This window comes from Citrobacter sp. KTE151 (genome assembly GCF_000398845.1).
GTDB lineage: Bacteria > Pseudomonadota > Gammaproteobacteria > Enterobacterales > Enterobacteriaceae > Citrobacter > Citrobacter braakii.
Window position 1 is genome coordinate 506,152 of the sequence record NZ_KB976064.1, and the last position, 26,898, is coordinate 533,049.

General features: G+C 51.8%; 31 protein-coding genes. 17 read left to right on the forward strand and 14 right to left on the reverse strand.

Translation table 11 applies throughout. The features are described from left to right. The first annotated feature begins 394 nt into the window (after positions 1-394). The 5 genes from manX to mntP all read left to right on the forward strand — a co-directional run bounded on the left by manX (position 395) and on the right by mntP (position 4,599). Positions 395-1,357, forward strand: a complete 963-nt coding sequence (manX, locus tag WC7_RS12320) for a PTS mannose transporter subunit IIAB (RefSeq protein ID WP_016153394.1) — start codon at positions 395-397, stop codon at positions 1,355-1,357. Positions 1,358-1,415: 58 nt separating this feature from the next. Next, on the forward strand, positions 1,416-2,216 hold the full coding sequence (gene manY / locus WC7_RS12315) for a PTS mannose transporter subunit IIC (RefSeq protein WP_016153395.1): 801 nt from the start codon (positions 1,416-1,418) through the stop codon (positions 2,214-2,216). A 12-nt stretch (positions 2,217-2,228) separates the two neighbouring features. After that, positions 2,229-3,080 (forward strand): PTS mannose transporter subunit IID, encoded by an 852-nt coding sequence (locus WC7_RS12310; protein WP_016153396.1) that lies wholly within the window; start codon positions 2,229-2,231, stop codon positions 3,078-3,080. A gap of 60 nt (positions 3,081-3,140) precedes the next feature. Continuing rightward, a complete protein-coding gene (locus WC7_RS12305) occupies positions 3,141-3,599 on the forward strand; it encodes a DUF986 family protein (protein ID WP_016153397.1) in 459 nt (152 codons plus the stop codon). Between the two features lie 433 nt (positions 3,600-4,032). Further along, positions 4,033-4,599, forward strand: a complete 567-nt coding sequence (gene mntP / locus WC7_RS12300; protein WP_016153398.1) for a manganese efflux pump MntP — start codon at positions 4,033-4,035, stop codon at positions 4,597-4,599. Here mntP and rlmA read toward each other — a convergent pair. The 6 genes from rlmA to mgrB form a co-directional block, all read right to left on the reverse strand. Continuing rightward, the gene (gene rlmA / locus WC7_RS12295; protein ID WP_016153399.1) at positions 4,596-5,405 is read right to left on the reverse strand and encodes a 23S rRNA (guanine(745)-N(1))-methyltransferase; all 810 of its coding nucleotides are present in this window, start codon (positions 5,403-5,405) and stop codon (positions 4,596-4,598) included. The genes mntP and rlmA overlap by 4 nt on opposite strands. A gap of 63 nt (positions 5,406-5,468) precedes the next feature. After that, positions 5,469-7,214, reverse strand: a complete 1,746-nt coding sequence (gene ftsI, locus WC7_RS12290) for a peptidoglycan glycosyltransferase FtsI (RefSeq protein WP_016153400.1) — start codon at positions 7,212-7,214, stop codon at positions 5,469-5,471. A gap of 219 nt (positions 7,215-7,433) precedes the next feature. Then, a complete protein-coding gene (cspE, locus tag WC7_RS12285; protein WP_001062678.1) occupies positions 7,434-7,643 on the reverse strand; it encodes a transcription antiterminator/RNA stability regulator CspE in 210 nt (69 codons plus the stop codon). Between the two features lie 12 nt (positions 7,644-7,655). Then, on the reverse strand, positions 7,656-7,799 hold the full coding sequence (locus tag WC7_RS25605; RefSeq protein ID WP_006684179.1) for a DUF2627 domain-containing protein: 144 nt from the start codon (positions 7,797-7,799) through the stop codon (positions 7,656-7,658). 636 nt (positions 7,800-8,435) lie between these two features. Continuing rightward, a complete protein-coding gene (locus WC7_RS12280) occupies positions 8,436-8,720 on the reverse strand; it encodes a YebO family protein (protein WP_016153401.1) in 285 nt (94 codons plus the stop codon). A 74-nt stretch (positions 8,721-8,794) separates the two neighbouring features. Beyond that, positions 8,795-8,938, reverse strand: a complete 144-nt coding sequence (gene mgrB / locus WC7_RS12275; RefSeq protein ID WP_016153402.1) for a PhoP/PhoQ regulatory lipoprotein MgrB — start codon at positions 8,936-8,938, stop codon at positions 8,795-8,797. Positions 8,939-9,102: 164 nt separating this feature from the next. Here mgrB and WC7_RS12270 point away from each other — a divergent pair, with 164 nt between their 5' ends. Further along, complete coding sequence (locus tag WC7_RS12270) at positions 9,103-9,342, forward strand: YobH family protein (RefSeq protein ID WP_016153403.1); 240 nt, start codon at positions 9,103-9,105, stop codon at positions 9,340-9,342. 111 nt (positions 9,343-9,453) lie between these two features. On the opposite strand, the gene kdgR is transcribed toward WC7_RS12270, so the two are convergent. Then, positions 9,454-10,245 (reverse strand): DNA-binding transcriptional regulator KdgR, encoded by a 792-nt coding sequence (kdgR, locus tag WC7_RS12265; RefSeq protein WP_016153404.1) that lies wholly within the window; start codon positions 10,243-10,245, stop codon positions 9,454-9,456. Between the two features lie 174 nt (positions 10,246-10,419). Here kdgR and WC7_RS12260 point away from each other — a divergent pair, with 174 nt between their 5' ends. Beyond that, positions 10,420-11,793, forward strand: a complete 1,374-nt coding sequence (locus WC7_RS12260) for an MFS transporter (protein ID WP_016153405.1) — start codon at positions 10,420-10,422, stop codon at positions 11,791-11,793. A 49-nt stretch (positions 11,794-11,842) separates the two neighbouring features. Here WC7_RS12260 and icd read toward each other — a convergent pair whose 3' ends face one another. Next, positions 11,843-13,093, reverse strand: a complete 1,251-nt coding sequence (icd, locus tag WC7_RS12255; protein WP_003030769.1) for an NADP-dependent isocitrate dehydrogenase — start codon at positions 13,091-13,093, stop codon at positions 11,843-11,845. Between the two features lie 202 nt (positions 13,094-13,295). Here icd and rluE point away from each other — a divergent pair, with 202 nt between their 5' ends. Genes rluE through purB form a run of 5 tightly spaced genes read left to right on the forward strand, consistent with a single transcriptional unit; the run spans position 13,296 to position 17,604 of the window. Then, positions 13,296-13,919: a 23S rRNA pseudouridine(2457) synthase RluE gene (gene rluE / locus WC7_RS12250; protein ID WP_016153406.1), complete on the forward strand. Its 624-nt coding sequence runs from the start codon at positions 13,296-13,298 to the stop codon at positions 13,917-13,919. Between the two features lie 13 nt (positions 13,920-13,932). Beyond that, the gene (locus WC7_RS12245; protein WP_016153407.1) at positions 13,933-14,394 is read left to right on the forward strand and encodes an NUDIX hydrolase; all 462 of its coding nucleotides are present in this window, start codon (positions 13,933-13,935) and stop codon (positions 14,392-14,394) included. A 53-nt stretch (positions 14,395-14,447) separates the two neighbouring features. Continuing rightward, positions 14,448-15,554, forward strand: coding sequence for a tRNA 2-thiouridine(34) synthase MnmA (mnmA, locus tag WC7_RS12240; RefSeq protein WP_016153408.1), 1,107 nt, complete (start codon positions 14,448-14,450; stop codon positions 15,552-15,554). A 34-nt stretch (positions 15,555-15,588) separates the two neighbouring features. Continuing rightward, positions 15,589-16,230 carry a high frequency lysogenization protein HflD gene (gene hflD / locus WC7_RS12235; protein ID WP_016153409.1) on the forward strand — a complete coding sequence of 214 codons (642 nt, stop codon included), beginning with the start codon at positions 15,589-15,591 and terminating at the stop codon, positions 16,228-16,230. Between the two features lie 3 nt (positions 16,231-16,233). Next, positions 16,234-17,604, forward strand: a complete 1,371-nt coding sequence (purB, locus tag WC7_RS12230) for an adenylosuccinate lyase (protein WP_016153410.1) — start codon at positions 16,234-16,236, stop codon at positions 17,602-17,604. 74 nt (positions 17,605-17,678) lie between these two features. Here purB and ruvB read toward each other — a convergent pair whose 3' ends face one another. From ruvB to aspS, 6 genes are all read right to left on the reverse strand, one after another. Continuing rightward, positions 17,679-18,689, reverse strand: coding sequence for a Holliday junction branch migration DNA helicase RuvB (gene ruvB / locus WC7_RS12225; protein WP_016153411.1), 1,011 nt, complete (start codon positions 18,687-18,689; stop codon positions 17,679-17,681). 8 nt (positions 18,690-18,697) lie between these two features. Beyond that, a complete protein-coding gene (gene ruvA / locus WC7_RS12220; protein ID WP_016153412.1) occupies positions 18,698-19,309 on the reverse strand; it encodes a Holliday junction branch migration protein RuvA in 612 nt (203 codons plus the stop codon). Between the two features lie 80 nt (positions 19,310-19,389). Further along, on the reverse strand, positions 19,390-19,911 hold the full coding sequence (ruvC, locus tag WC7_RS12215) for a crossover junction endodeoxyribonuclease RuvC (RefSeq protein ID WP_003034867.1): 522 nt from the start codon (positions 19,909-19,911) through the stop codon (positions 19,390-19,392). A 34-nt stretch (positions 19,912-19,945) separates the two neighbouring features. Further along, positions 19,946-20,689 carry a YebC/PmpR family DNA-binding transcriptional regulator gene (locus WC7_RS12210; protein WP_016153413.1) on the reverse strand — a complete coding sequence of 248 codons (744 nt, stop codon included), beginning with the start codon at positions 20,687-20,689 and terminating at the stop codon, positions 19,946-19,948. 28 nt (positions 20,690-20,717) lie between these two features. Next, positions 20,718-21,161 carry a dihydroneopterin triphosphate diphosphatase gene (nudB, locus tag WC7_RS12205; protein ID WP_016153414.1) on the reverse strand — a complete coding sequence of 148 codons (444 nt, stop codon included), beginning with the start codon at positions 21,159-21,161 and terminating at the stop codon, positions 20,718-20,720. Position 21,162: 1 nt separating this feature from the next. Beyond that, on the reverse strand, positions 21,163-22,935 hold the full coding sequence (gene aspS, locus WC7_RS12200) for an aspartate--tRNA ligase (RefSeq protein WP_016153415.1): 1,773 nt from the start codon (positions 22,933-22,935) through the stop codon (positions 21,163-21,165). Positions 22,936-23,199: 264 nt separating this feature from the next. Between aspS and WC7_RS12195 the strand changes: the two genes are divergently transcribed. From WC7_RS12195 to cmoB, 5 genes are read left to right on the forward strand one after another with little or no spacing between them, the layout of a single operon-like run. After that, on the forward strand, positions 23,200-23,766 hold the full coding sequence (locus WC7_RS12195; RefSeq protein WP_016153416.1) for a hydrolase: 567 nt from the start codon (positions 23,200-23,202) through the stop codon (positions 23,764-23,766). Next, complete coding sequence (locus tag WC7_RS12190) at positions 23,763-24,581, forward strand: DUF72 domain-containing protein (RefSeq protein ID WP_016153417.1); 819 nt, start codon at positions 23,763-23,765, stop codon at positions 24,579-24,581. The genes WC7_RS12195 and WC7_RS12190 overlap by 4 nt, the downstream gene beginning before the upstream one ends. A 52-nt stretch (positions 24,582-24,633) precedes the next feature. Beyond that, the gene (locus tag WC7_RS12185; protein WP_016153418.1) at positions 24,634-25,029 is read left to right on the forward strand and encodes an MAPEG family protein; all 396 of its coding nucleotides are present in this window, start codon (positions 24,634-24,636) and stop codon (positions 25,027-25,029) included. Between the two features lie 40 nt (positions 25,030-25,069). Then, the gene (gene cmoA, locus WC7_RS12180; RefSeq protein ID WP_016153419.1) at positions 25,070-25,813 is read left to right on the forward strand and encodes a carboxy-S-adenosyl-L-methionine synthase CmoA; all 744 of its coding nucleotides are present in this window, start codon (positions 25,070-25,072) and stop codon (positions 25,811-25,813) included. Next, positions 25,810-26,778 carry a tRNA 5-methoxyuridine(34)/uridine 5-oxyacetic acid(34) synthase CmoB gene (gene cmoB / locus WC7_RS12175; RefSeq protein ID WP_016153420.1) on the forward strand — a complete coding sequence of 323 codons (969 nt, stop codon included), beginning with the start codon at positions 25,810-25,812 and terminating at the stop codon, positions 26,776-26,778. Before cmoA ends, cmoB begins: the two co-directional genes overlap by 4 nt. Positions 26,779-26,898: the final 120 nt, after the last annotated feature.

A 26,898-nucleotide genomic window follows, 5' to 3' on the forward strand; every position in this document is an offset into this window, starting at 1 on the left:
CAGAGAAAATTTGTGGCAAAAAGTGCCAATCTGACAGGCTTGATACGGCCTGATAGTGAAATGACGTCGGTGACGATCCATATGGTGAGCTACTGCCCTATACTCCTGAGTAATTAAACCGATGCTAAACATAACAGAGACAACCGTTTTTTAGCAAAGATTTACCTTCCTTTGCAATAAGTTGTTTCGGAGATATTTTACCCTTCGAAATTTCTTTTTATCGGAAGTTAAATTACGGATCTTCATCACATAAAATATTTTTTTCGATATCTAAAATAATTCACGAAAATCATAGGTTTTTCTTTGTAACCCTTATCTGAATCGATTCGATTGCGGACGACGATTCAAATACATCTTCACGTTGATGTGTTAACGATAATAAAGGAGGTAGCAAGTGACCATTGCTATTGTAATAGGCACACATGGTTGGGCTGCAGAGCAGTTACTTAAGACAGCAGAAATGCTGTTAGGCGAGCAGGAAAACGTCGGCTGGATCGATTTCGTTCCAGGCGAAAATGCCGAAACGCTGATTGAAAAGTACAACGCTCAGTTGGCAAAACTCGATACCAGTAAAGGCGTGCTGTTTCTCGTTGACACATGGGGAGGCAGCCCGTTTAACGCTGCGAGCCGCATTGTCGTCGATAAAGAGCATTACGAAGTCATCGCCGGTGTGAACATTCCCATGCTGGTTGAAACCTTCATGGCGCGTGATGACAACCCCAGCTTCGATGAATTAGTAGCACTGGCCGTTGAAACCGGTAGCGAAGGCGTGAAAGCGCTGAAAGCAAAACCGGTGGAGAAAGCCGCTCCAGCCCCAGTCGCGGCACCAAAAGCAGCAGCTCCCGCCAAACCGATGGGTCCGAACGATTATATGCAGATCGGCCTGGCGCGTATTGATGACCGCTTAATCCATGGTCAGGTGGCAACTCGCTGGACCAAAGAAACCAACGTAACACGCATTATCGTCGTCAGTGATGAAGTTGCCGCCGATACCGTGCGTAAAACGCTGCTGACCCAGGTTGCACCTCCGGGTGTGACGGCGCATGTGGTTGATGTCGCGAAAATGATCCGCGTCTACAACAACCCGAAATATGCAGGTGAGCGTGTGATGCTGTTGTTTACCAACCCGACCGACGTAGAACGTATCGTTGAAGGTGGTGTGAAAATTACCTCTGTAAACATTGGCGGTATGGCTTTCCGTCAGGGTAAAACGCAGGTAAACAACGCAATTTCTGTCGATGAAAAAGACATCGAAGCCTTCAAGAAACTCAACGAACGCGGTATTGAGCTCGAGGCTCGTAAGGTTTCTACCGATCAGAAACTGAAAATGATGGATTTGATTGCCAAGGTGAAATAACGCCCTGGCATTTACTTAGTTTTCACACTTAAGTCTGTATAGCAATAGGAGAAGTACAATGGAGATTACCACTCTTCAGATTGTGCTGGTGTTCATCGTCGCATGTATCGCGGGTATGGAGTCGGTACTCGATGAATTTCAGTTCCACCGTCCGTTGGTGGCCTGTACGCTGATTGGTGCCGTTCTCGGTGATATGAAAACCGGTATCATCATCGGTGGTACCCTGGAAATGATCGCCCTGGGCTGGATGAACATCGGTGCTGCGGTTGCACCTGATGCTGCACTGGCCTCAATTATCTCTACCGTTCTGGTTATCGCGGGTCACCAAAGCATTGGTGCAGGTATCGCGCTGGCTATCCCACTGGCAGCAGCAGGCCAGGTACTGACCATCATCGTTCGTACTATTACCGTAGCATTCCAGCACGCAGCGGATAAGGCGGCAGAAAACGGTAACCTGACGGCGATCTCCTGGCTGCACGTATCCTCCCTGTTCCTGCAGGCTATGCGTATCGCTATCCCGGCGGTAATCGTGGCGATTTCTGTTGGTACCAGTGAAGTTCAGAGCATGCTTAATGCCATTCCGGAAGTAGTGACCGGCGGTCTGAACATCGCAGGGGGTATGATCGTAGTGGTTGGTTATGCGATGGTCATCAACATGATGCGCGCAGGCTACCTGATGCCATTCTTCTACCTCGGCTTCGTCACCGCGGCATTTACTAACTTCAACCTGGTTGCTCTGGGTGTGATTGGCGCAGTAATGGCTATCCTCTACATTCAGCTGAGCCCGAAATATAACCGCGTAGCCGGCGCACCTGCTGCTGCGGCTGGCAATAACGATCTCGATAACGAACTGGACTAGCAGGTGAGCGAAATGGTTGATATGACTAAAACTACCACCGAGAAAAAACTCACTCCGAGTGACATTCGTGGCGTGTTCCTTCGTTCTAACCTGTTTCAGGGTTCCTGGAACTTCGAACGTATGCAGGCGCTGGGTTTCTGTTTCTCCATGGTGCCGGCTATCCGCCGCTTGTACCCGGAAAACAACGACGCTCGTAAGCAGGCTATTAAGCGTCACCTGGAATTCTTTAATACCCATCCGTACGTAGCGGCCCCCGTATTGGGCGTTACGCTGGCGATGGAAGAGCAGCGTGCAAACGGCGCAGAGATTGACGATGGTGCCATCAACGGTATCAAAGTTGGTCTGATGGGACCGCTTGCAGGCGTGGGCGACCCGATCTTCTGGGGTACCGTACGTCCGGTATTCGCCGCACTTGGCGCAGGTATCGCGATGAGCGGCAGTCTGCTTGGACCACTGCTGTTCTTCATCCTGTTTAACCTGGTTCGTCTGGCAACCCGTTACTACGGTGTGGCATACGGCTACCGTAAAGGTATCGATATCGTTAAAGATATGGGCGGCGGCTTCCTGCAGAAACTGACTGAGGGGGCGTCAATCCTCGGCCTGTTTGTCATGGGGGCATTGGTTAACAAGTGGACGCACGTAAACATCCCGCTGGTGGTTTCCACCATCACCGGTCAGGATGGTCAGACTCGCGTCACCACCGTGCAGACTATCCTTGACCAGCTGATGCCGGGTCTGGTTCCTCTGCTGTTGACTTTCGCCTGTATGTGGCTGCTGCGTAAAAAAGTGAACCCGCTGTGGATCATCGTTGGCTTCTTCGTCATCGGTATCGCGGGCTACGCTGTCGGACTGCTCGGCCTGTAAGACTGTTGTACACCGCCGGGGGCTTGCCCCCGGTTTTTCTATTTAGAGGGTTGAGGATTCATGACTATCACGGACCTGGTGCTGGTTCTTTTTATCTTTTCGCTGCTGGCGTATGCCATTTACGATCAGTTCATCATGCCCCGCCGTAATGGCCCTACTCTGCTGTCTGTCGCCCTGCTTCCTCGTAGCAGAGTCGACAGCGTTATCTTCCTTGGCTTGATTGCTATTCTTATCTACAACAACATCACCAGCCACGGCGCGCAATTTACTACATGGTTATTATGTGCACTGGTATTGATGGGACTGTATCTGTTCTGGATCCGTACGCCAAAAATCATCTTCAAACAGAAAGGCTTTTTTTTCGCCAATGTCTGGATTGAATATAACCGGATTAAAGAGATGAATTTATCTGAAGACGGTGTCCTGGTGATGCAATTAGAACATCGAAGATTACTGATTCGCGTACGTAATATAGACGATCTCGAAAACATATATAAACTTTTAATTTCAAATCAGTAAGTTACAAATATAGCCTGAACTATGTTTTTTATATATCCATTCAAGAATAAACATAGCTAAGGCTATATCCCACTGCTCATAATGTTATTTATTTTAACGTTTTATTTATAAATAAATCTAAATGAAAATCGTTTTCAATTAGAGGCCAAGTATTATTTCTGCGTTTCTTGTTTTATATTCTCAAAATATGTTAAGGTTGCGCTCGTCGTTGGGGAGTAGCCGATTTCCAGACTCCGGAAATGTACGTGTCAACATACTCGTTGAAAAACGTGGCGCGTACGGACTGATCTTACAGGTTCAGTCAGGCGAGACCATAGGCACATCAACTGCAATGCATACCTGAATGGCGCTGTATTTACAGTGATTCCAGCCTGTATGCATGGTTACTGGGGGCAGTGATGTGTGTTATGGATACCCCGGTCAGGACGCTGTTATGAATCTCACCGCTACTGTTCTTCTTGCTTTCGGCATGTCGATGGATGCTTTCGCTGCATCAATTGGCAAAGGCGCCACCCTGCATAAACCCAAATTTTCTGAAGCACTGCGCACCGGCCTTATTTTCGGCGCCGTTGAAACGCTTACGCCGCTCATTGGCTGGGGCATGGGTATGCTCGCCAGCAAATTTGTACTGGAGTGGAACCATTGGATCGCCTTCATTCTGCTGATCTTTTTAGGCGGACGAATGATAATAGAAGGCTTTCGCGACGACGGGGATGAAGATGAAGAGCCACAGCGCCGCCATGGCTTCTGGCTGCTGGTCACCACCGCCATTGCAACCAGTCTCGACGCAATGGCCGTCGGGGTGGGTCTGGCTTTCCTGCAGGTCAACATTATTGCCACAGCGCTGGCCATCGGCTGCGCCACGTTGATTATGTCTACGCTCGGCATGATGATCGGTCGTTTCATTGGCCCGATGCTGGGCAAGCGAGCTGAAATTTTGGGCGGGGTGGTACTGATAGGTATTGGCGCCCAGATCCTCTGGGCACACTTCCACGGTTAATTCAGGCGCTGCCAGATATGAATACTAAAGTCTGTCTGGCAGCCAAACGTCGTTTTTCCGGCTAACGTTTCCCACACTTCCGACTTTGCCCGCCAGGCGAACGGCGTCATTTGCAGTAACGCAACGGCCTCGCTACCTTTGAGCTGCATCTGATACCCCAGCGCAAGACTCTCTTGCAGAACAAAACCGTCCAGTTGCTCAGTGTGTGGCGCATGCAAACGCACCTCATCATAAATCAGCCCTTTCAGCTCCATTAAATGACGCGGACCCGGCGTGGCGGTAATAACCCAGCCACCCGGTTTGACCACGCGAGCCAGCTCCGGCGCTTTACAGGGAGCATAGATCCGGATGATGGCATCCATTGACTCGTCGGCAAACGGCAGGCGATGGCTGGAGGCAACGCAAAAGGTCACCTGCGGATAACGTCGGGCTGCGGCCTTAATCGCCACTTTAGAAACGTCAAGACCAAAGGTTGTACAGCCCGTCAGCGCATCGGCAAACGCATGGGTGTAATACCCTTCCCCACAGCCAATATCCAGGATCGCCGCATCTTCTGAACTCAACCTCTGGGTGAGCGCATCCACAATTGCATCGCGCAGCGGCTGATAGTGTCCGGCATCGAGAAATGCCCGGCGCGCCTGCATCATCTCCGCGCTATCACCCGGATCGCGCGAGCGTTTGTGCTGAACCGGCAGTAAGTTGACATACCCTTCTTTCGCCACGTCAAACTGGTGCCGCCCAGGGCAGACAAAACTGTTATTCGCTTGAGTAAGAGGCTGGTGGCAAAGAGGACAGGAAAACGACATGACAACTCCGGCAGGTGACTTAAGGGCGCAAGTGTAACGCGAATTGCGCCCTGGGAAAATAACTTACAGCGACGGCGAGGATACGTTGCTGCCGTGCATTACCAGCAGATGATCGGAGCCGGGAGGCATACCGTCCGGCTTTACGTTTTCCAGACGCAGGACATCGCCCATTATCTGGCTGAATACCGGCGCGGAGACTGCCCCCCCATAATAAGCACCGTTTTGCGGGTTATTTATAACCACAACCAGCGCGAACTTTGGGTCGCTTGCTGGCGCAACGCCCGCCGTATAGGCCACATATTTATCGACATATTTGCCGTCATCGCCAATTTTCTTTGCCGTTCCAGTCTTAACCGCGACGCGATAATCTCTGACCGCGGCCTTGGTTCCCCCGCCGCCGGGTAGCGCGACGCTTTCCATCATATGTTCAACCTGGTGAACCAACGCCTCCGGCATCACTCGCGTACCTATTACCGGCGGATCGATACGCGTAATAGAAAGGGGTCGATAGATACCAAAACTGCCGATGGTGGCATATACATGCGCCAGCTGGAGCGGCGTCACCATTAATCCATAACCAAATGCGAAGGTTGCCCGGTCCAGATCGCTCCAGTAGCGGCGTTGAGGCATTAATCCGCGACTTTCCCCGGTTAAACCCAGTCCGGTTGGATCGCCAAAACCAAAGCTTTTATAGGTATTCAGTAATTTCTGTACCGGCATCGCCAGCGAAAGGTGTGACACGCCGGTATCGCTCGATTTCTGCAAAATCCCGGTCAGCGATAGCTCCGGGTAAAATCCGACGTCGCGGATGCGATGCCCATCAACAATAAAAGGATGAGTATCAATCACGCTGTCAGGCTGTACTATCCCCTGCTGCAGAGCGGTCATAATCACCAGTGGTTTTACGGTTGAACCGGGTTCAAAGGTATCGCTAATTGCACGATTACGAAAATCATCCAGTACCGCGCCATCACGGTTATTGGGATTGAAATCGGGAAAGCTTGCCATGGAGAGTATTTCGCCGGTGGCAATGTTGACCAGCACTGCGGCCCCTGATTCCGCTTTATTCCATGTCACGGCATTGTCCAGCGCGTCTTCAGTAACCGTCTGCAAGCGCTCATCAATGCTGAGCTGTAATTCATGCGCCGGCACCGGCATCACTTCCGTGATATTTTCGATGACATGGCCAAATTTGTCTTTCCGTACCAGGCGGGAGCCGGGTTTGCCCATCAACTGGCTATTGAAGCTTTTCTCCAGCCCTTCAATCCCCTGACCGTCAATGTTGGTGAAACCAATCAGATTGGCCGCAACATGTCCGGCGGGATAAAAGCGGCGGGACTCTTCACGCAGGTTGATTCCCGGCAGATCCAGTTTGTCGACCCATTCTGCCTGCTGAGGAGAGATCTGGCGCGCCAGATAGATAAACCGCCCGGCTGGATTGCTGTTAACGCGTTCAGCCAGCGTGCTGAGAGAAATATGCAGCGTCTTCGCTAACGCCTGCCAACGTTCGTTATAGCCAACGCCACCCTTGCTGATAATCGTCTTCGGATCGGCCCAGACGGCGTTAACCGGAACGCTTACCGCCAGCGGTCGCCCTTCTCTGTCGGTTATCATTCCGCGTGGCGAAGCGATGGACACCTCGCGTAAGGAACGCATGTCTTCCTGTTTTACCAGATTCGTCGGCGTGACAATTTGCAACCACGCAACCCGCCCCAGCAGCAATCCAAGGCTCAATAATATTGCCACGCAAAGCAGGGCAAAACGTACGGGAGTAAAATTGCGCGCATCGCCGTCGTTTTTCTTTTTCACCCGATCTCCAACAAGATAGTTTTTCAGGTGTCTGATTTAACGGGAAATGTCGCAAGAAAGCGGGGAAAACTATGCTACGAACATCACGCCTTTGCAACAAAGCGCTAATGGATGGGCATTCAGTAATATTTTGACGTAATTTGAATTAAAAAGCCCCGCATAAGCGAGGCTTTATATCTGAGATGGATGCGCAAAAGCGCTTCAAATCAGTGGTGTCGATCAGATAGCTGTTACGTTAACAGCAGCCGGACCTTTCTGGCCGTCCTGAATTTCGAACTCAACGTTCTGGCCTTCAGCCAGAGTTTTGAAGCCGTTACCCTGGATAGCGGAGAAGTGTACGAACACGTCTTTACTGCCATCAGCCGGAGTAATGAAACCAAAACCTTTAGACTCGTTGAACCACTTAACTTGACCTTTAATCTTTGCCATTTGCAAAATTCCTTAGAGTATTTTCTTCGCCCGCGGGCATAACATAGATAAAACTGAGACATTACTGCTTGAGGCACTAATATAAGGTTCGGCAGAGAAGCGGTATTCAACGTCAACGTGTTTACTCAGGACTTCTTTACTGAAAATGCCACACATAAACAGAACTGTACCTCGTTTAACCCAAAACGTGTTATCACATACAACGTTAATAATGGCAAGCCATTTTTAAACGTGTCTCGATCGGTCGCACAAATCCCGTCGTCCATCAAACAGCAACTGCACAGTTATGCGCCAGGTCGAGTAGAATTATATTCTCGCCTCTCTCCCCTATCCCCGCCTGACTTGCGCCATAGCCGGGATATTTCTACCATAGCTCAATAGCTTCAGTTGTTCCAGGTTATCTGTTACGGGTTCTGCCAGATATCATTTTTTATGCTTAGTAATGCATAAAATGTCACAAGCGTAAAAATGAGATCCGCCTTCTGGTTTTGCACCAAAATAATGAAAGAATGATGACAAGGTACAAAAAAAGTAAGAGAAACGTTTCGCTGTTAATAAAACGATCGTTATCACAAAAATGACATAATCATATTTTTTACGTATGGAAGATTATATTTATATCAGACTGGGGATAAGATATTAATTAGGCGGAGCATCTGAAAATACTGAGAATAGATGACTGCCCGGCCGCCAATTACACGACGGGGACAGAAGAAAATAATCTGACGCGCTGACGACAGGATGAAGCAACTGAGAACAACAACAGCCTTTCCTCATCCTGCCATACCTTTTTTACCGCTCAGCTACCAGGCGGATGATGTCATCGTCTTCATCCTCAATGGGCGGTGCAGTAGGCTCTGCTGCTTTCTCGGGTTCGTTAGCTTCGCAAAGGCGACGTAACAAAGCGTTCTGTCTTTTTTGCTGATCTAACAATGCCTCAAGCAGCTCAATCTGCTCGTTAGTACGCGAACTTGCCCGATTGATAAAAAACCAAAGAACAAGCCCGACAATCAGAACCACCACCGATACCGCTAAAGACGCAAAACTCAACGCGCCAGAATTCAAAACTTCGTTCATTTTACCACCTCAATGTAGACAGTGTAGTTTACCACTGCCGCACAAGAAGGTAATCAACTGTTGCGAAAATGCGCTTACCAGGGAATAAATTTATTGAAGGCACAAATACCGCTGAAAAATTGTACGTCCTGATCGCACATGATGTTGAACACCTGCGCCCACATCAGTATGCATACCAGTACAACAACAATCAGCACTACCCAGCGAATTTTTTTCACTCCAGCTCCACTCTTCAACTCCACATCTTATGTCTATAAATTATCATGCGTTACCTAAACCCAGCGTTAACTGTATAGGCATTCAATCTTTTTAGGAATGATTGACTTGTTTCATACCGTGTACAGGCTAATCTAATAACAATGAGAAAAGATAAGAGGTTGTAATGCGTCTGATTATCCGCGCTATTGTGTTGTTAGCTCTGGTTTGGATCGGTTTATTATTGAGCGGCTATGGAATTTTGATTGGAAGTAAGGAGAATGCTGCCGGTCTGGGTCTGCAATGCCAATATCTGACTGCCCGTGGAACCAGCACGGCACAGTACGTCCACACCAGTAGCGGTATCATTGGCCTGTCGGATTGTCCCCTGTTAAGGAAAAGCACGGTCATTATCGATAACGGCTAATAATGCAACATTACATTCGATACGTTATTTACGCCAGGTAACGTTATGACTGTTCATAAAAACCCCAGGTACAAAATACCTGGGGTTTTTAACATTCGCGATTACGTCAGATTAGAACGGATAGTCGTTATAGCCCATTTGTTCTGAAATCTTGCGCGCTGCCGTATGCAGCATTGCCACATACTCGTGTAAACGCTCTTCTGAGAAACGCAGCGTTGGGAATGAAATACTCAACCCCGCAATAACCACGCCGAAACGGTCAAACACCGGTACGCCGATGCAGCGCAGGCCTTCTTCCTGTTCTTCGTTATCTTCGCCGTAACCCTGCTCACGTACTTTATCCAGCAGTAGCAGTAATTCATCAGTATCCGTAATGGTACGATCGGTGCTGCGTTTGTACTCAATGCCATCCAGAATCTGCTTCACTTCATCGCGGTCACGCCATGCCAGCAGAACTTTACCGATAGCCGTACTGTACAGCGGATTACGACGACCAACGCGGGAATACATGCGCAGATTGTACATAGAGTCGATTTTGTGAATGTAGACAATGCTGTCTTCATCCAACGCACCGAGGTGTACAGTCTCTTTAGTCAGGCGCGAAAGTTCGCGCATCTGAATGTCAGCGCTACGGATAAGATCGACGTTTTGCAACGCGCGCGCGCCCAGCTCGAATAATTTCAGGGTCAGTGAGTATTTCTCAGACTCCCCTTCCTGTGCCACATAACCCAGCGTTTTCATGGTCTGCAAAAAGCGATAAACGGTGCTTTTCGACATCATGACGCGTTGCGACAACTCGGTAATACCAATTTCGCGCTCTTCACCCAGCGCCTGCAGAATGCCAAAAACTTTCAGCACGGAAGATACAGAATCGGGTTGCTTATCCAGATCTGCGATTGCCATTTATCACCCCTTTCGAGTGTTTTATAAAAATCAGAACCGGTTTTTATTATAATTTCACGTACCAACCCTCGCAATCGCTCTTTGCTCACTTAGTTACAAATCTGCGACCTAACACCTGAATATCAATGCTAAAATTATTACTCTCATCATAAATTCCACAAATATCGACTTTCTATGGAAAAAATTCAGGCCGATGGTCTGCCATTGCCCCAGCGATATGGCGCAATTTTAACCATTGTTATTGGCATTTCTATGGCAGTACTCGACGGTGCAATAGCGAACGTGGCCCTGCCAACTATCGCCGCCGATCTTCAGGCCTCACCTGCCAGCTCAATCTGGATTGTGAACGCCTATCAAATCGCGATCGTCGTTTCGCTCCTGTCCCTCTCTTTTTTAGGCGATATGTTCGGTTACCGGCGCATTTATAAGTGTGGCCTGGTCGTGTTCCTGCTTGCATCGCTATTTTGTGCCTTGTCAGATTCGTTGCACATGCTGACGCTGGCTCGCGTCGCCCAGGGTTTTGGCGGTGCGGCGCTAATGAGCGTGAATACGGCATTGATCCGACTTATTTATCCCCAGCGTCAGCTTGGGCGGGGGATGGGGATTAACTCTTTTATCGTCGCAGTCTCCTCGGCTGCGGGTCCGACCATTGCCGCAGCAATTCTTTCTATTGCCTCCTGGAAATGGCTGTTTCTGATTAACGTCCCGCTGGGAATAGTTGCCCTGTTGCTGGCGATGCGTTTTTTGCCAGCCAATGCGTCTCGCGGCACTAAACCACGCTTTGACCTGCCCAGTGCGGTAATGAATGCCTTAACGTTTGGCTTGTTAATTACGGCGCTCAGCGGCTTTGCACAAGGACAGTCGCTAAAACTGATTGGTGCCGAGCTTGTGGCGCTTATGGTGGTGGGTTTTTTCTTTATCCGACGCCAGCTCGCGCTGGAGGTGCCGTTACTGCCGGTTGACCTGTTACGCATTCCACTGTTTTCACTCTCGATTTGTACCTCGATATGTTCATTCTGCGCACAAATGCTGGCATTGGTTTCCCTGCCCTTCTTTATGCAAACGGTGCTCGGACGCAGCGAGGTCGAAACAGGCCTGCTGTTGACGCCATGGCCGCTGGCAACCATGGTGATGGCGCCGCTGGCGGGATATCTGATTGAACGCGTTCACGCCGGGCTGTTGGGCGCACTGGGCATGGCGTTGATGGCCAGCGGGTTGTTTTCGCTGGTGCTGCTGCCCGTTTCCCCCTCCGATTTTAATATCATCTGGCCGATGATTCTGTGCGGCGCAGGCTTTGGCTTGTTCCAGTCCCCAAATAATCACACCATCATCACCTCCGCGCCGCGTGAACGCAGCGGTGGGGCGAGCGGTATGCTGGGGACGGCGCGCTTGCTGGGTCAGAGTACCGGGGCCGCGCTGGTCGCGCTGATGCTAAACCAGTTTGGCGACAGTGGAACGCACGTCTCGCTGATAGCCGCAGGCATTCTGGCCTCGCTGGCAGCAATTGTTAGTGGTTTACGTATTACGCAACCGCGAGTTCAGGCATAAAAAAACGGGAACCTCTCGGTTCCCGTTTTCACACAACCCAGTATCTGGATTACATGTTTTCGATGATCGCGTCACCAAACTCTGAACATTTCAGCAGCTTAGCGCCGTCCATCAGACGTTCGAAGTCATAGGTTACGGTTTTCGCGTTGATCGCGCCTTCCATACCTTTAACGATCAGGTCAGCCGCTTCGACCCAACCCATGTGGCGCAGCATCATTTCAGCGGACAGAATAATGGAACCTGGGTTCACTTTATCCTGACCTGCATACTTCGGTGCAGTACCGTGGGTTGCTTCGAACAGCGCACATTCGTCACCGATGTTCGCGCCCGGCGCGATACCAATACCACCAACCTGTGCGGCCAGCGCATCGGAGATGTAGTCGCCGTTAAGGTTCATACAGGCAATCACATCATATTCAGCCGGACGCAGCAGGATCTGTTGCAGGAACGCATCGGCGATAACATCCTTAACCACGATCTCTTTGCCGGTTTTCGGGTTCTTGATTTTCACCCACGGACCGCCGTCGATCAGTTCACCACCGAATTCTTCACGCGCTAACTGGTAACCCCAGTCTTTGAACGCGCCTTCGGTGAATTTCATGATGTTACCTTTGTGTACCAGGGTAACAGAATCACGATCGTTAGCGATGGCGTATTCGATCGCCGCACGAACCAGACGTTTAGTCCCTTCTTCAGAACACGGTTTGATACCAATACCGCAATGCTCCGGGAAGCGGATTTTCTTCACGCCCATCTCTTCGCGCAGGAATTTAATCACTTTCTCGGCATCTGCAGAGTCCGCTTTCCATTCGATACCTGCGTAGATATCTTCGGAGTTTTCACGGAAGATGACCATGTCGGTCAGTTCAGGGTGCTTAACCGGGCTAGGCGTGCCCTGGTAATAACGCACCGGGCGCAGGCAGACATACAGGTCAAGTTCCTGACGCAGGGCAACGTTCAGAGAGCGAATACCGCCGCCAACTGGGGTGGTCAGTGGGCCTTTGATGGCAACACGATATTCACGAATCAGATCAAGGGTTTCAGCAGGCAGCCAGACGTCCTGGCCATAAACCTGAGTGGATTTCTCGCCGGTGTAGATTTCCATCCAGGAGATTTTACGCTCGCCTTTATAGGCTTTCTCGACAGCAGCATCGACAACTTTGATCATCGGTGGGGTTACATCAACGCCGATACCGTCGCCTTCAATGAACGGGATAATCGGATTTTCAGGAACGTTGAGTTTGCCGTTTTGCAGGGTGATCTTCTTACCTTCCGCCGGAACAACTACTTTGCTTTCCATTCACCTCTCCTTCGAGCGCTTCTGGTTCTGCTCGTCTGTCATCGCGCTGCATGTGCGTTTGCGTCCTGCTGCACGAATGCGTTAGAGCAATTTTTTGTTAATGTTTTGTAATGAGCATGTCAATACTACCCTAATGTTCGTCGCCATGAAAGACACTCGTTCTTAGGCTATAATGCGGCAATTGATATAATCTGAAAATACCATGCAAAAAACTTCTTTTAGAAATCACCGGGTTGAGCGATTCAGCTCACGACAAGTCACCAAACAGCGTAAAGAAAACCAGCCAAAACGCGTGGTTTTGTTCAATAAACCCTACGATGTTTTGCCACAATTTACTGACGAGGCGGGCAGAAGCACGTTAAAAGATTTTATTCCCGTGCCGGGAATCTATGCTGCGGGCCGACTCGACCGGGATAGCGAAGGACTTTTGGTGCTGACCAATGACGGCGCGCTGCAGGCGCGGTTAACGCAACCTGGCAAGCGCACGGGGAAAATCTATTACGTCCAGGTCGAAGGCGAGCCGACAGCAGAAGCGCTGGATGCGCTGCGTACCGGGGTGACGCTCAATGATGGTCCCACGCTGCCCGCAGGTATTGAAATAGTAGAGGAACCCACCTGGCTGTGGCCGAGAAACCCGCCTATTCGGGAACGGAAAAATATCCCCACCAGTTGGCTGAAAGTTACTTTATATGAAGGCCGTAACCGCCAGGTTCGTCGTATGACAGCGCATGTTGGATTCCCGACGCTGCGCCTCATCCGCTATGCCATGGGAGATTACACGCTGGAAAATCTCGCCAACGGTCAATGGCGGGATGCAACTAACTGAATAAGGAACAGGTATGTTCAAACCGCACGTCACGGTCGCCTGCATTGTGCATGCAGAAGATAAGTTCTTAGTCGTTGAGGAAACAATCAATGGCAAAGCCCTGTGGAATCAACCTGCAGGACATCTGGAAGCGGATGAAACCCTGGTGCAAGCCGCCGCTCGCGAACTGTGGGAAGAGACGGGCATCAAAGCGCAGCCGCAACACTTCATCCGGATGCATCAATGGATTGCGCCGGACAAAACGCCATTTTTACGTTTTCTGTTTTCTATCGAGCTTGCCAATATGTGCGCTACTGAACCTCATGACAGCGATATAGATTGCTGTCGCTGGGTCAGCGCAGAAGAGGTTCTCTCAGCGCCAAATCTGCGTTCGCCGTTGGTTGCGGAGAGTATTCGTTGCTATCAGAGCGGACAGCGCTACCCGCTGGCGATGATCGGCGAATTTAACTGGCCGTTTACAGAGGGTGTCAAGTAAGGGGCTGCGTGCTAGAATATGCCGCCTTGAAGTTCAATGTCGTGAGTATTCCTATGTCTGAAAGCCCAAAAAAAGTGATCGTCGGCATGTCCGGCGGTGTCGATTCCTCCGTTTCTGCCTGGCTGTTGCAACAACAGGGTTATCAGGTAGAAGGCCTGTTCATGAAGAACTGGGAAGAGGACGATGGCGAGGAATATTGCACAGCGGCCGCCGATCTTGCAGATGCGCAGGCTGTCTGTGACAAACTCGGCATTGAACTGCATACCGTCAACTTTGCTGCAGAATACTGGGACAACGTCTTTGAACTGTTCCTTGAAGAGTACAAAGCGGGCCGTACGCCAAACCCCGATATTCTGTGCAATAAAGAAATCAAGTTTAAAGCCTTCCTCGAGTTTGCCGCCGAAGATTTAGGTGCCGATTATATCGCCACCGGTCACTACGTGCGCCGCGCCGACGTCGACGGCAAAAGCCGCCTGCTGCGTGGACTTGATGGCAATAAAGACCAGAGCTATTTCCTCTACACGCTCGGTCATGAACAAATCGCGCAAAGCCTGTTCCCGGTAGGCGAACTGGAAAAACCGCAGGTGCGTAAAATTGCCGAAGATCTCGGTCTGATTACGGCCAAGAAAAAAGACTCAACCGGTATCTGCTTCATCGGCGAACGTAAGTTCCGCGAGTTTCTCGGTCGTTACCTGCCGGCTCAGCCAGGCAAAATCATCACCGTTGATGACGAAGAGATTGGCCAGCATCAGGGGCTGATGTACCACACGCTGGGTCAGCGTAAAGGTCTGGGCATTGGCGGGACGAAAGAAGGCACGGAAGATCCGTGGTACGTGGTGGATAAAGATGTCGAGAACAACATTCTGGTTGTTGCTCAGGGTCATGAACACCCGCGTCTGATGTCCGTTGGCCTGGTGGCGCAACAGCTGCACTGGGTCGATCGCGAACCGTTCACCGGCACAATGCGCTGCACGGTGAAAACCCGCTATCGTCAGACCGACATTCCGTGCACCGTTAAGGCGCTGGATGCTGAACGTATTGAAGTCATTTTCGACGAGCCAGTCGCGGCGGTAACGCCGGGTCAGTCGGCTGTCTTTTACAATGGCGAAGTGTGCCTCGGCGGCGGCATTATCGAACAACGATTGCCTCTGCCGGTATAATTACTTACACATCTAATACAAGGAAGCAGTGAACGTGGCAAAGAATTATTATGACATCACCCTCGCTCTGGCAGGCATTTGTCAGTCGGCACGCCTGGTGCAGGAACTGGCGCACCAGGGGCATTGTGATGCCGATGCATTACACGTTTCACTGAACAGTGTCATCGACATGAATCCCAGCTCTACGCTGGGTGTGTTTGGCGGTAGCGAGGCCAACCTGCGTTTAGGTCTGGAAACGATGCTCGGCGTGCTCAACGCCAGCAGTCGTCAGGGGCTGAACGCGGAACTCACCCGCTACACGTTAAGCCTGATGGTGCTGGAGCGTAAGCTGTCAGCCGCTAAAGGCGCTATGGACACGCTGGGAGACCGCATCAACGGCTTGCAGCGCCAACTGGACCATTTTGATTTGCAGTCAGAAACGTTGATGAGTGCGATGGCAGGCATTTATGTTGATGTCATCAGCCCACTCGGCCCACGTATTCAGGTTACGGGCTCCCCGGCCATCCTTCAGAGCCCACAGGTTCAGGCTAAAGTACGCGCTTCCCTGCTGGCTGGCATTCGCGCTGCCGTGCTCTGGCATCAGGTTGGTGGAGGCCGTCTGCAACTCATGTTTTCTCGTAATCGCCTGACGACTCAGGCTAAACAAATTCTTGCTCATTTAACCCCGGAGTTGTGATCTATGGAATTATCCTCACTGACCGCCGTTTCCCCTGTCGATGGACGCTACGGCGATAAAGTCAGCGCGCTGCGCGGGATTTTCAGCGAATACGGTTTGCTGAAATTCCGTGTACAAGTTGAAGTACGCTGGCTGCAAAAACTGGCCGCGCACGCAGCGATCAAGGAAGTTCCTGCTTTTGCTGCCGACGCAATCGGTTTCCTTGATGCGATTGTCGCTAACTTCAATGAAGAAGATGCTGCGCGTATCAAAACCATTGAGCGTACGACCAACCATGACGTGAAGGCAGTTGAGTATTTCCTGAAAGAGAAAGTGGCGGATATCCCGGAACTGCACGCTGTTTCCGAGTTCATCCACTTCGCGTGTACCTCAGAAGACATCAACAACCTGTCTCACGCGCTGATGCTGAAAACCGCCCGTGACGAAGTGGTTCTGCCGTACTGGCGCAAACTTATCGACGCGGTTAAAGATTTGTCCGTACAGTATCGCGATATTCCTCTGCTCTCCCGTACCCACGGTCAGCCAGCCACCCCGTCTACGCTGGGCAAAGAAATGGCAAACGTGGCTTACCGTATGGAGCGTCAGTACCGCCAGCTCAATCAGGTCGAAATTCTCGGCAAAATCAACGGTGCAGTCGGTAACTATAACGCCCACATCGCCGCTTATCCGGAAGTGGACTGGCATCAGTTCAGCGAAGAATTTGTCACCTCGCTGGGCATCCAGTGGAACCCGTACACCACGCAGATTGAGCCGCACGACTACATTGCCGAGCTGTTTGATTGCATCGCCCGTTTCAACACTATCCTGATCGACTTCGACCGCGATGTCTGGGGTTACGTGGCGCTGAACCATTTCAAACAGAAAACCATCGCGGGTGAAATTGGTTCCTCCACCATGCCGCACAAGGTGAACCCAATCGATTTCGAGAACTCCGAGGGTAACCTGGGCCTGTCTAACGCGGTTCTGCAGCATCTGGCGAGCAAACTGCCGGTCTCCCGCTGGCAGCGCGATCTGACGGACTCTACCGTTCTGCGTAACCTGGGCGTGGGGATTGGCTATGCACTGATCGCTTATCAGTCCACGCTGAAAGGTGTGAGCAAACTGGAAGTGAACCGCGATCATCTGCTGGATGAACTGGATCATAACTGGGAAGTGCTGGCAGAGCCGATCCAGACCGTGATGCGTCGCTATGGCATTGAAAAACCATACGAGAAGCTGAAGGAGCTGACCCGCGGCAAACGCGTTGACGCCGAAGGTATGAAGCAGTTTATCGACGGTCTGGCGCTGCCTGAAGACGAGAAAACACGCCTGAAAGCAATGACGCCGGCCAATTACATTGGTCGCGCCGTCACCATGGTTGATGAACTGAAGTAATCTGTTTTACGCCTGTCAGACCTGCATCATATCGTAGGCCTGCCAGGCGTAGCGCCATCAGGGATTATTGAGTCTTATGGCATTTCCGGCGGTGTAATGCCAAAGTGGTTCCACGCCCGCACCGTTGCCATACGTCCGCGCGGAGTTCGCTGCAGAAAACCTTGCTGAATCAGATACGGCTCCAGCACGTCCTCAATGGTTTCACGCTCTTCCCCAATCGCCGCCGCCAGGTTATCCAGTCCTACCGGTCCACCGAAGAACTTATCGATAACCGCCAGCAGCAGCTTACGGTCCATATAATCGAATCCTTCCGCATCCACATTGAGCATATCCAGTGCCTGAGCGGCAATATCTGCTGAAATTGTGCCGTCATGCTTCACTTCGGAGAAGTCGCGTACCCGGCGTAATAAACGGTTGGCGATACGCGGCGTACCACGGGCGCGGCGTGCCACTTCCAATGCGCCTTCATCGCTCATTTCCAGTCCCATAAAGCGGGCGCTGCGTCCAACAATGTGCTGCAGGTCTGCCACCTGATAGAATTCCAGGCGCTGTACAATACCGAAGCGGTCACGCAGCGGAGACGTTAACGAACCGGCGCGCGTCGTCGCCCCGATCAGGGTAAACGGCGGCAGATCGATCTTAATCGAACGTGCGGCTGGTCCTTCGCCAATCATGATATCCAGCTGATAATCTTCCATCGCCGGATACAGCACCTCTTCCACCACCGGTGACAGGCGATGGATTTCATCGATAAACAGCACATCGTGCGGTTCAAGGTTGGTGAGCATTGCCGCCAGATCGCCCGCTTTTTCCAGTACCGGACCGGAAGTGGTGCGCAAATTAACGCCCATTTCATTGGCAACAATATTGGCAAGCGTGGTTTTACCGAGACCTGGAGGACCGAAAATCAGCAGGTGATCGAGGGCTTCACCGCGCAGCTTCGCCGCCTGGATAAAAATCTCCATTTGCGAACGCACCTGAGGCTGGCCAATATACTCTTCCAGCAATTTGGGGCGGATCGCGCGATCCACCAGATCTTCAGGGGTCGTGCTGACAGCCGAAATCAGGCGATCTGCTTCAATCATCCTTTACCTCACAATGCCGCGCGAAGCGCTTCACGAATCAGGGTTTCACTGCTGGCATCAGGGCGAGCAATTTTGCTCACCATGCGGCTGGCTTCCTGTGGTTTATAGCCTAACGCCACCAGCGCAGCAACCGCTTCCTGCTCGGCGTCATCCGTTGCAGGACTGGCCGGAGAGGTCAGGACCAGATCCGCCGCCGGCGTGAAGAGATCGCCATGCAGGCCTTTAAAGCGGTCTTTCATTTCCACAATCAAACGCTCTGCGGTTTTCTTACCTATGCCCGGTAATTTCACCAGCGCGCCAAGCTCTTCGCGCTCAACGGCATTAACGAACTGCTGTGCAGACATACCGGAGAGGATCGCCAGCGCCAGCTTCGGCCCGACGCCATTGGTTTTGATTAACTCTTTAAACAGCGTGCGTTCTTGTTTGTTGTTAAAACCATATAGCAGTTGAGCGTCTTCACGCACCACAAAATGGGTGAAGATAATCGCTTCCTGCCCAGCTTCCGGCAACTCGTAGAAACAGGTCATCGGCATATGGACTTCATAGCCTACTCCGCCGGTTTCCAGAAGGACCAGCGGGGGTTGTTTTTCAAGAATGATGCCTCTGAGTCTGCCTATCACGTGACGCTCCTGCGTTAAGGGCTAAAAGGTAATGCGCTATCATAAAAAAAGGCTGGATAGATATCCAGCCTCATTTGTCACTAACGTAACCGACCTCGCGCCAGATTCAGCCGCGACTCGCTCATTTGCATGGCGTTCTGGCTGACGTGGCAATGGGTAATAGCAATCGCCAGCGCATCCGCGGCATCCGCCTGCGGATTTGCCGGGAGTTTTAGCAGCGTGCGTACCATATGCTGAACCTGGCTTTTTTCCGCGCTACCGATACCCACCACGGTCTGTTTTACCTGGCGGGCCGCGTATTCAAAGACCGGAAGATCCTGATTGGTAGCCGCAACGATTGCCACGCCGCGCGCCTGCCCCAGCTTTAGCGCCGAGTCGGCATTCTTCGCCATAAAGACCTGCTCAATGGCAAAATAGTCGGGCTGGAACTGGGTGATGATTTCCGTCACGCCCGCATAAATCAACTTCAGACGTGATGGAAGATCGTCGACTTTGGTGCGAATGCAGCCGCTACCGAGGTAGGTCAGCTGTCTGCCGACCTGACGGATTACGCCATAACCGGTGATGCGCGACCCCGGGTCAATGCCGAGAATGATAGACATCACGCATCTCCTGTTAGTTTATGGCTTAACCACATCATTCGAGCGTTGCAGCAACCTCATCGGAGATTTCGCCGTTGTGGTAAACTTCCTGCACGTCGTCGCAGTCTTCCAGCATATCGATCAGACGCATCAGCTTCGGTGCCGTTTCTGCATCCATATCCGCTTTGGTGGAGGGGATCATAGACACTTCAGCCGCGTCCGCTTTCAGACCAGCCGCTTCCAGCGCATCACGCACTTTGCCCATCTCTTCCCACGCGGTGTAAACGTCAATCGCGCCGTCGTCGAAGGTCACAACGTCTTCAGCGCCCGCTTCCAGTGCCGCTTCCATAATGGCGTCTTCGTCGCCTTGTTCAAAAGAGATCACGCCTTTTTTGCTGAACAGGTAAGCTACGGAACCGTCGGTACCTAGGTTGCCGCCCGTTTTAGTGAATGCGTGACGCACTTCCGCAACGGTACGGTTACGGTTGTCAGACAGACACTCAATCATAACGGCTGTTCCGCCAGGACCGTAACCTTCATAGATGATGGTTTCCATGTTCGCATCATCGTCGCCACCAACACCACGCGCGATTGCACGGTTCAGGGTGTCACGGGTCATGTTATTTGCCAGCGCTTTATCAACCGCGGCGCGCAGACGTGGGTTAGCATCCGGATCGCCGCCGCCCAGTTTGGCTGCCGTCACCAGCTCACGAATGATTTTGGTGAAAATTTTACCGCGTTTAGCATCCTGCGCTGCTTTACGATGTCTGGTGTTGGCCCATTTACTATGACCTGCCATAAATAATCTCTCCAAAAAGCGCGCCTTTTCAGGCGACGTTAATTACAAACTCTTCAATCGCCTGCCGGTTACTCCACGACTTGGTTAACTGCGCGGCTTCGTGCGCATTAACCCAACGGTAGGTCAGATGTTCGGTGAACACGATCTCTCGTTCAGAGGGAAGTGCCAGGCAAAACCAGGATTCAGTATTACGCTCAATTCCCGGCGCATAGCGATGACGTAAATGGCTAAAAATCTCAAATTCCACCGTGCGCTGACAGTCAATTAAGGTCAGTTGCTCAGTCGCAACATCAATGGCGACCTCTTCCTTTACTTCGCGCATCGCGGCTTGCGACGCGGTTTCACCCTCTTCAAGGCTGCCGGTGACCGACTGCCAGAAATCAGGATCGTCGCGTCGCTGTAACATCAGCACTCTCCCGGTGTCCTTTGCATAAATCACGACTAACACCGAGACAGGCTGTTTGTATCTCATATCAGTTATTCTCGGCCTTCTTAACAACCTGAATGCTCAGTTCCGCCAGCGCAGCTTCGTTGGCAAAGCTTGGCGCTTCAGTCATCAGACACGCTGCAGCGGTGGTTTTCGGGAAGGCAATAACGTCACGAATGTTGTCAGTACCGGTCAGCAGCATAGTCAAGCGATCCAGACCAAACGCCAGGCCCGCATGCGGCGGTGTACCGTATTTTAGCGCATCCAGCAGGAAGCCGAACTTCTCGCGCTGTTCTTGCTCGTTAATGCCCAGAATGCCGAATACGGTCTGCTGCATATCACCGTTGTGAATACGCACGGAACCACCGCCCACTTCATAGCCGTTGATGACCATATCGTACGCGTTGGCAACCGCGTCTTCCGGCGCAGCTTTCAGCTCAGCGGCAGTCATGTCTTTTGGCGCGGTGAACGGGTGGTGCATCGCGGTCAGCCCGCCTTCACCATCGTCTTCAAACATCGGGAAGTCGATAACCCACAGCGGCGCCCATTTGGCTTCGTCGGTAATGTTCAGGTCTTTGCCCAGTTTCAGACGCAGCGCGCCCATCGCGTCGGCAACCACTTTCTTGTTGTCGGCACCGAAGAAAATCATGTCGCCGTCTTGCGCACCAGTACGCTCTAGAATCGCGTCTACGATTTCTGCGTTCAGGAACTTAGCAACCGGGCTGGTGATGCCTTCCAGGCCTTTCGCACGCTCGGTGACTTTGATGTAAGCCAGACCTTTCGCGCCGTAAATCTTAATAAAGTTACCGTAATCGTCGATCTGCTTACGGCTTAAGCTCGCACCGCCCGGTACACGCAGGGCAGCTACGCGGCCTTTCGCGTCGTTCGCCGGACCAGAGAACACGGCGAACTCAACGCCTTTCACCAGATCGGCAACGTCAACCAGTTCCATCGGGTTACGCAGGTCTGGTTTATCAGAACCGTAACGACGCTCGGCTTCGGCAAAGGTCATGATCGGGAAATCACCCAGATCCACACCTTTAACTTCCAGCCACAGGTTACGCACCAGCGCTTCCATCACTTCACGCACCTGCGGCGCGGTCATGAAGGAAGTCTCAACGTCGATCTGAGTAAATTCAGGCTGACGGTCAGCACGTAAGTCTTCATCACGGAAGCATTTTACGATCTGATAGTAGCGGTCAAAACCGGACATCATCAGCAGCTGTTTAAACAGCTGAGGAGACTGCGGCAGCGCGTAGAACTTACCTTTATGAACACGAGAAGGAACCAAGTAATCGCGCGCGCCTTCCGGCGTAGCTTTGGTCAGCATCGGAGTTTCGATGTCGAGGAAGCCGTGATCGTCCATAAAACGACGCACCAGGCTGGTAATTTTGGCGCGCGTTTTCAGGCGCTGCGCCATTTCAGGGCGACGCAGATCCAGGTAGCGATACTTCAGTCGCGCTTCTTCGGTGTTTACGTGGTTAGAGTCCAGCGGCAGCGAGTCTGAACGGTTGATGATGGTCAGATCGGAGGCCAGCACTTCAATTTCGCCAGTCGCCATATCGGCGTTGACGTTTTTCGCGTCACGCGCACGCACGGTGCCCGTAACCTGGATACAGAACTCATTACGCAGTTCGGAGGCCAGCTTTAACGCATCCGCACGGTCCGGATCGAAAAATACCTGCACGATACCTTCGCGGTCGCGCATATCGATAAAGATCAGGCTACCAAGATCACGACGACGGTTGACCCAACCACACAGAGTCACCTGCTGCCCCTCGTGGGACAGACGTAGCTGTCCGCAATATTCTGTACGCATGAGATATCCCTTAACTTTGCCGCAGGCGGATTGTCACCTGTCTCGCAGGTGACGAAGTCGCAGCTTTAGCTGAATGTCACAACTGAATGAAAAAAGGCGGCTATTATACTGGAAATTCTGCCGCACGATAAGTCCGGTACTGACTGTACGCCTGTTTCCTGGACGGGCATTGCGTAATCTCACAAAAAATAACAAAAATTGTCGTCCCTTTCACACTGATTCGCGATTAAGGTGTAACGGAATTCTTTTTTTACTGGAGTGATCATGCTGGAACTGAACGCAAAAACAACCGCTCTTGTTGTTATTGATCTACAGGAAGGTATCCTGCCTTTCGCTGGCGGCCCATACTCGGCAAACGACGTGGTTGCCCGCGCCGCGCAGTTGGCGGAAAAATTCCGTGCCCACGGTTCCCCGGTGGTAATGGTGCGCGTCGGCTGGTCTGACGATTATGCCGAAGCGCTGAAACAGCCAGTTGATGCTCACGCTCCGGCCAAAGCGTTACCCGAAAACTGGTGGAATTACCCGGGCGCTCTGGGTAAATGCGCCAGCGACCTCGAAGTGACCAAACGCCAGTGGGGAGCTTTCTACGGCACCGATCTGGAATTACAACTGCGTCGTCGGGGCATCGAGACCATCGTCCTGTGCGGCATTTCCACAAATATTGGCGTGGAGTCAACGGCGCGAAATGCGTGGGAGCTGGGTTTTAATCTGATCGTTGCAGAAAACGCCTGTAGCGCCGCCAGCGCTGAGCAACATCAGGGCAGCATGACGCATATTTTCCCGCGTATCGCACGCGTACGCAGCGTGGACGAGATCCTGCAAGCGCTATGATTTATATCGGTTTACCCCAGTGGGCGCATCCCAAATGGGTGCGTCTGGGGATCACCAGCCTTGAAGAGTATGCCCGCCATTTTAACTGTGTGGAGGGTAATACCACGCTGTACGCGCTGCCAAAAGCCGACATTGTGGCCCGCTGGCATGCGCAGACTACCGATGCGTTTCGATTTTGTTTTAAGTTTCCGGCCACCATTTCGCATCAGGCCGCGCTGCGTAATTGCGATGACCTGGTGCATGAGTTTTTCACGCGCATGTCGCCACTTGAATCACGCATTGGGCAATACTGGCTGCAATTACCCGCAACTTTTGGCCCGCACGACCTGCCTGCCTTGTGGCAGTTTCTTGATGCGCTCCCCAAATCCTTTACCTACGGTGTGGAAGTTCGCCATCCGGACTTCTTTGCCAAAGGCGAAACAGAGCAGCTATTCAATCGTGGCCTACATGAGCGCGGGGTAAATCGGGTGATTCTGGACAGTCGACCGGTACATGCCGCAATACCACATACTGAAGCGATACGTGACGCCCAGCGCAAGAAGCCAAAGGTTCCGGTGCATGCAGTGGTGACGGCAAACCATCCGATGGTACGCTTTATCGGCAGCGATAATATGGCACAAAACAGCGCGCTTTTTGCCGTCTGGCTGACCAAGCTGTCGCAATGGCAACAAACCACAACGCCGTATCTGTTTTTACATACCCCGGATATCGCGCAGGCCCCGGAGCTTGTCGATACGCTATGGGCAAATTTACGCAGCGCCCTGCCAGAGATCGGATCAGCGCCGTCTATTCCACAGCAATCTTCTCTTTTCTGAAAATGCCACCTATCATAGTCAATGCCATCAGCCATTTTAAAAGGGAGTTTGTATGGTAAGCGCGCTTTATGCCGTATTGGGTGCGTTATTGTTAATTAAGTTCTCCTTTGACGTCGTTCGCCTGCGCATGCAATACCGCGTTGCATATGGTGACGGAGGTTTTAGCGAACTACAAAGCGCTATCCGCATTCACGGTAATGCGGTGGAATATATTCCCGTCGCATTGGTGCTGCTGTTATTTATGGAAATGAACGGCGCTGAAACGTGGATGGTGCATATTTGCGGGCTGATTTTGATTGCCGGACGACTGATGCATTATTACGGATTCCACCACCGGCTTTTCCGCTGGCGCCGTTCAGGCATGAGCGCGACCTGGTGTTCGCTGTTGCTAATGGTGCTGGCGAATCTTTGGTATATGCCCTGGGAGTTGGTTTTCTCCCTGCATTAGCGCACAATACGCCACTTTATTTTTCCCGGATTTTTACGTTATGTCTCACCGCGACACGCTTTTTTCTGCGCCTATCGCCAGTCTGGGTGACTGGACCTTTGATGAACGGGTAGCTGAAGTCTTCCCGGATATGATCCAGCGATCCGTTCCTGGCTATTCCAATATCATTTCTATGATTGGGATGTTGGCCGAACGTTTCGTACAACCCAACACACAGGTCTACGATCTGGGCTGTTCTCTGGGCGCGGCGACGCTCTCGGTGCGTCGCAATATTCATCACGAGAATTGCAAAATTATTGCCGTTGATAACTCCCCGGCTATGGTTGAGCGCTGCCGCCGTCATATTGACGCCTATAAAGCGCCGACACCGGTTGACGTTGTCGAAGGCGATATTCGCAACATTACTATCGAAAACGCCTCGATGGTGGTGCTGAATTTTACCCTGCAATTCCTTGAGCCACCTGAGCGCCAGGCATTGTTGGATAAGATTTATCAGGGGCTGAACCCCGGCGGCGCGCTGGTACTGTCTGAAAAATTCAGTTTCGAAGACGCTAACGTTGGCGAGCTGCTGTTCAACATGCACCACGATTTCAAACGGGCAAATGGCTATAGCGAGCTGGAAATCAGCCAAAAGCGCAGCATGCTGGAGAACGTGATGCTGACCGACTCGGTCGAAACGCACAAAGCGAGACTGCATCAGGCGGGCTTTGAACACAGCGAATTGTGGTTCCAGTGCTTTAACTTTGGTTCTCTGGTGGCACTGAAAGCTGAGGTTAGCGCATGATCGACTTTGGTAACTTTTATCAACTGATTGCCAAAAATCACCTTTCCCATTGGCTGGAAACGCTCCCGGCACAAATCGCGACCTGGCAGCGCGATCAGCACGGCTTGTTTAAGCAATGGTCAAATGCGGTCGAGTTTCTGCCCGAGCTGACGCCGCATCGCCTGGACTTACTGCATAGCGTTACCGCCGAAAGCGATGAGCCGCTCAGCGACGGTCAGCTCAAACGTATCGACACCCTGATGCGTAACCTGATGCCATGGCGTAAAGGGCCGTACTCGTTGTACGGCGTCAATATAGATACCGAGTGGCGCTCGGACTGGAAATGGGATCGCGTTCTGCCGCACTTGTCTGACCTCACTGGGCGCACCATTCTTGATGTCGGCTGCGGGAGTGGATATCACATGTGGCGCATGATTGGCGCGGGGGCGCATCTGGCGGTTGGCATCGATCCTACCCAGCTGTTTCTGTGCCAGTTTGAGGCAGTACGTAAACTGCTGGGCAATGACCAGCGCGCTCACCTGCTGCCGCTGGGTATTGAGCAGCTTCCGGCGCTCAACGCCTTTGATACCGTATTCTCCATGGGAGTGCTTTATCACCGCCGTTCACCGCTGGAACACCTGTGGCAGTTGAAGGATCAGTTGGTGAAAGATGGCGAACTGGTACTGGAAACGCTGGTCGTCGAAGGTGATGAAAATACCGTACTGGTACCGGGCGATCGCTACGCGCAGATGCGTAACGTTTACTTTATTCCTTCTGCGTTGGCGTTAAAAAACTGGCTGGAAAAATGTGGGTTTGTTGATGTGCGCATCGCTGATGTCTGCGTCACCACCACCGAAGAGCAGCGCCGCACCGAGTGGATGATAACCGAATCCCTGGCCGACTTCCTCGACCCGAACGATCACAGCAAAACGGTGGAAGGCTACCCGGCCCCATTACGCGCGGTATTGATTGCACGTAAGCCGTAATCATTTTTGCCAGATAGCACTCTTTCTGCAAAATAGTTCAACTTGCAGCAAGGCAGACAACTCCGCTGCGGCTTGAAATATGCAGGATAAAAAAAGGCCCCTGTTGAAATTGCAGGGGCC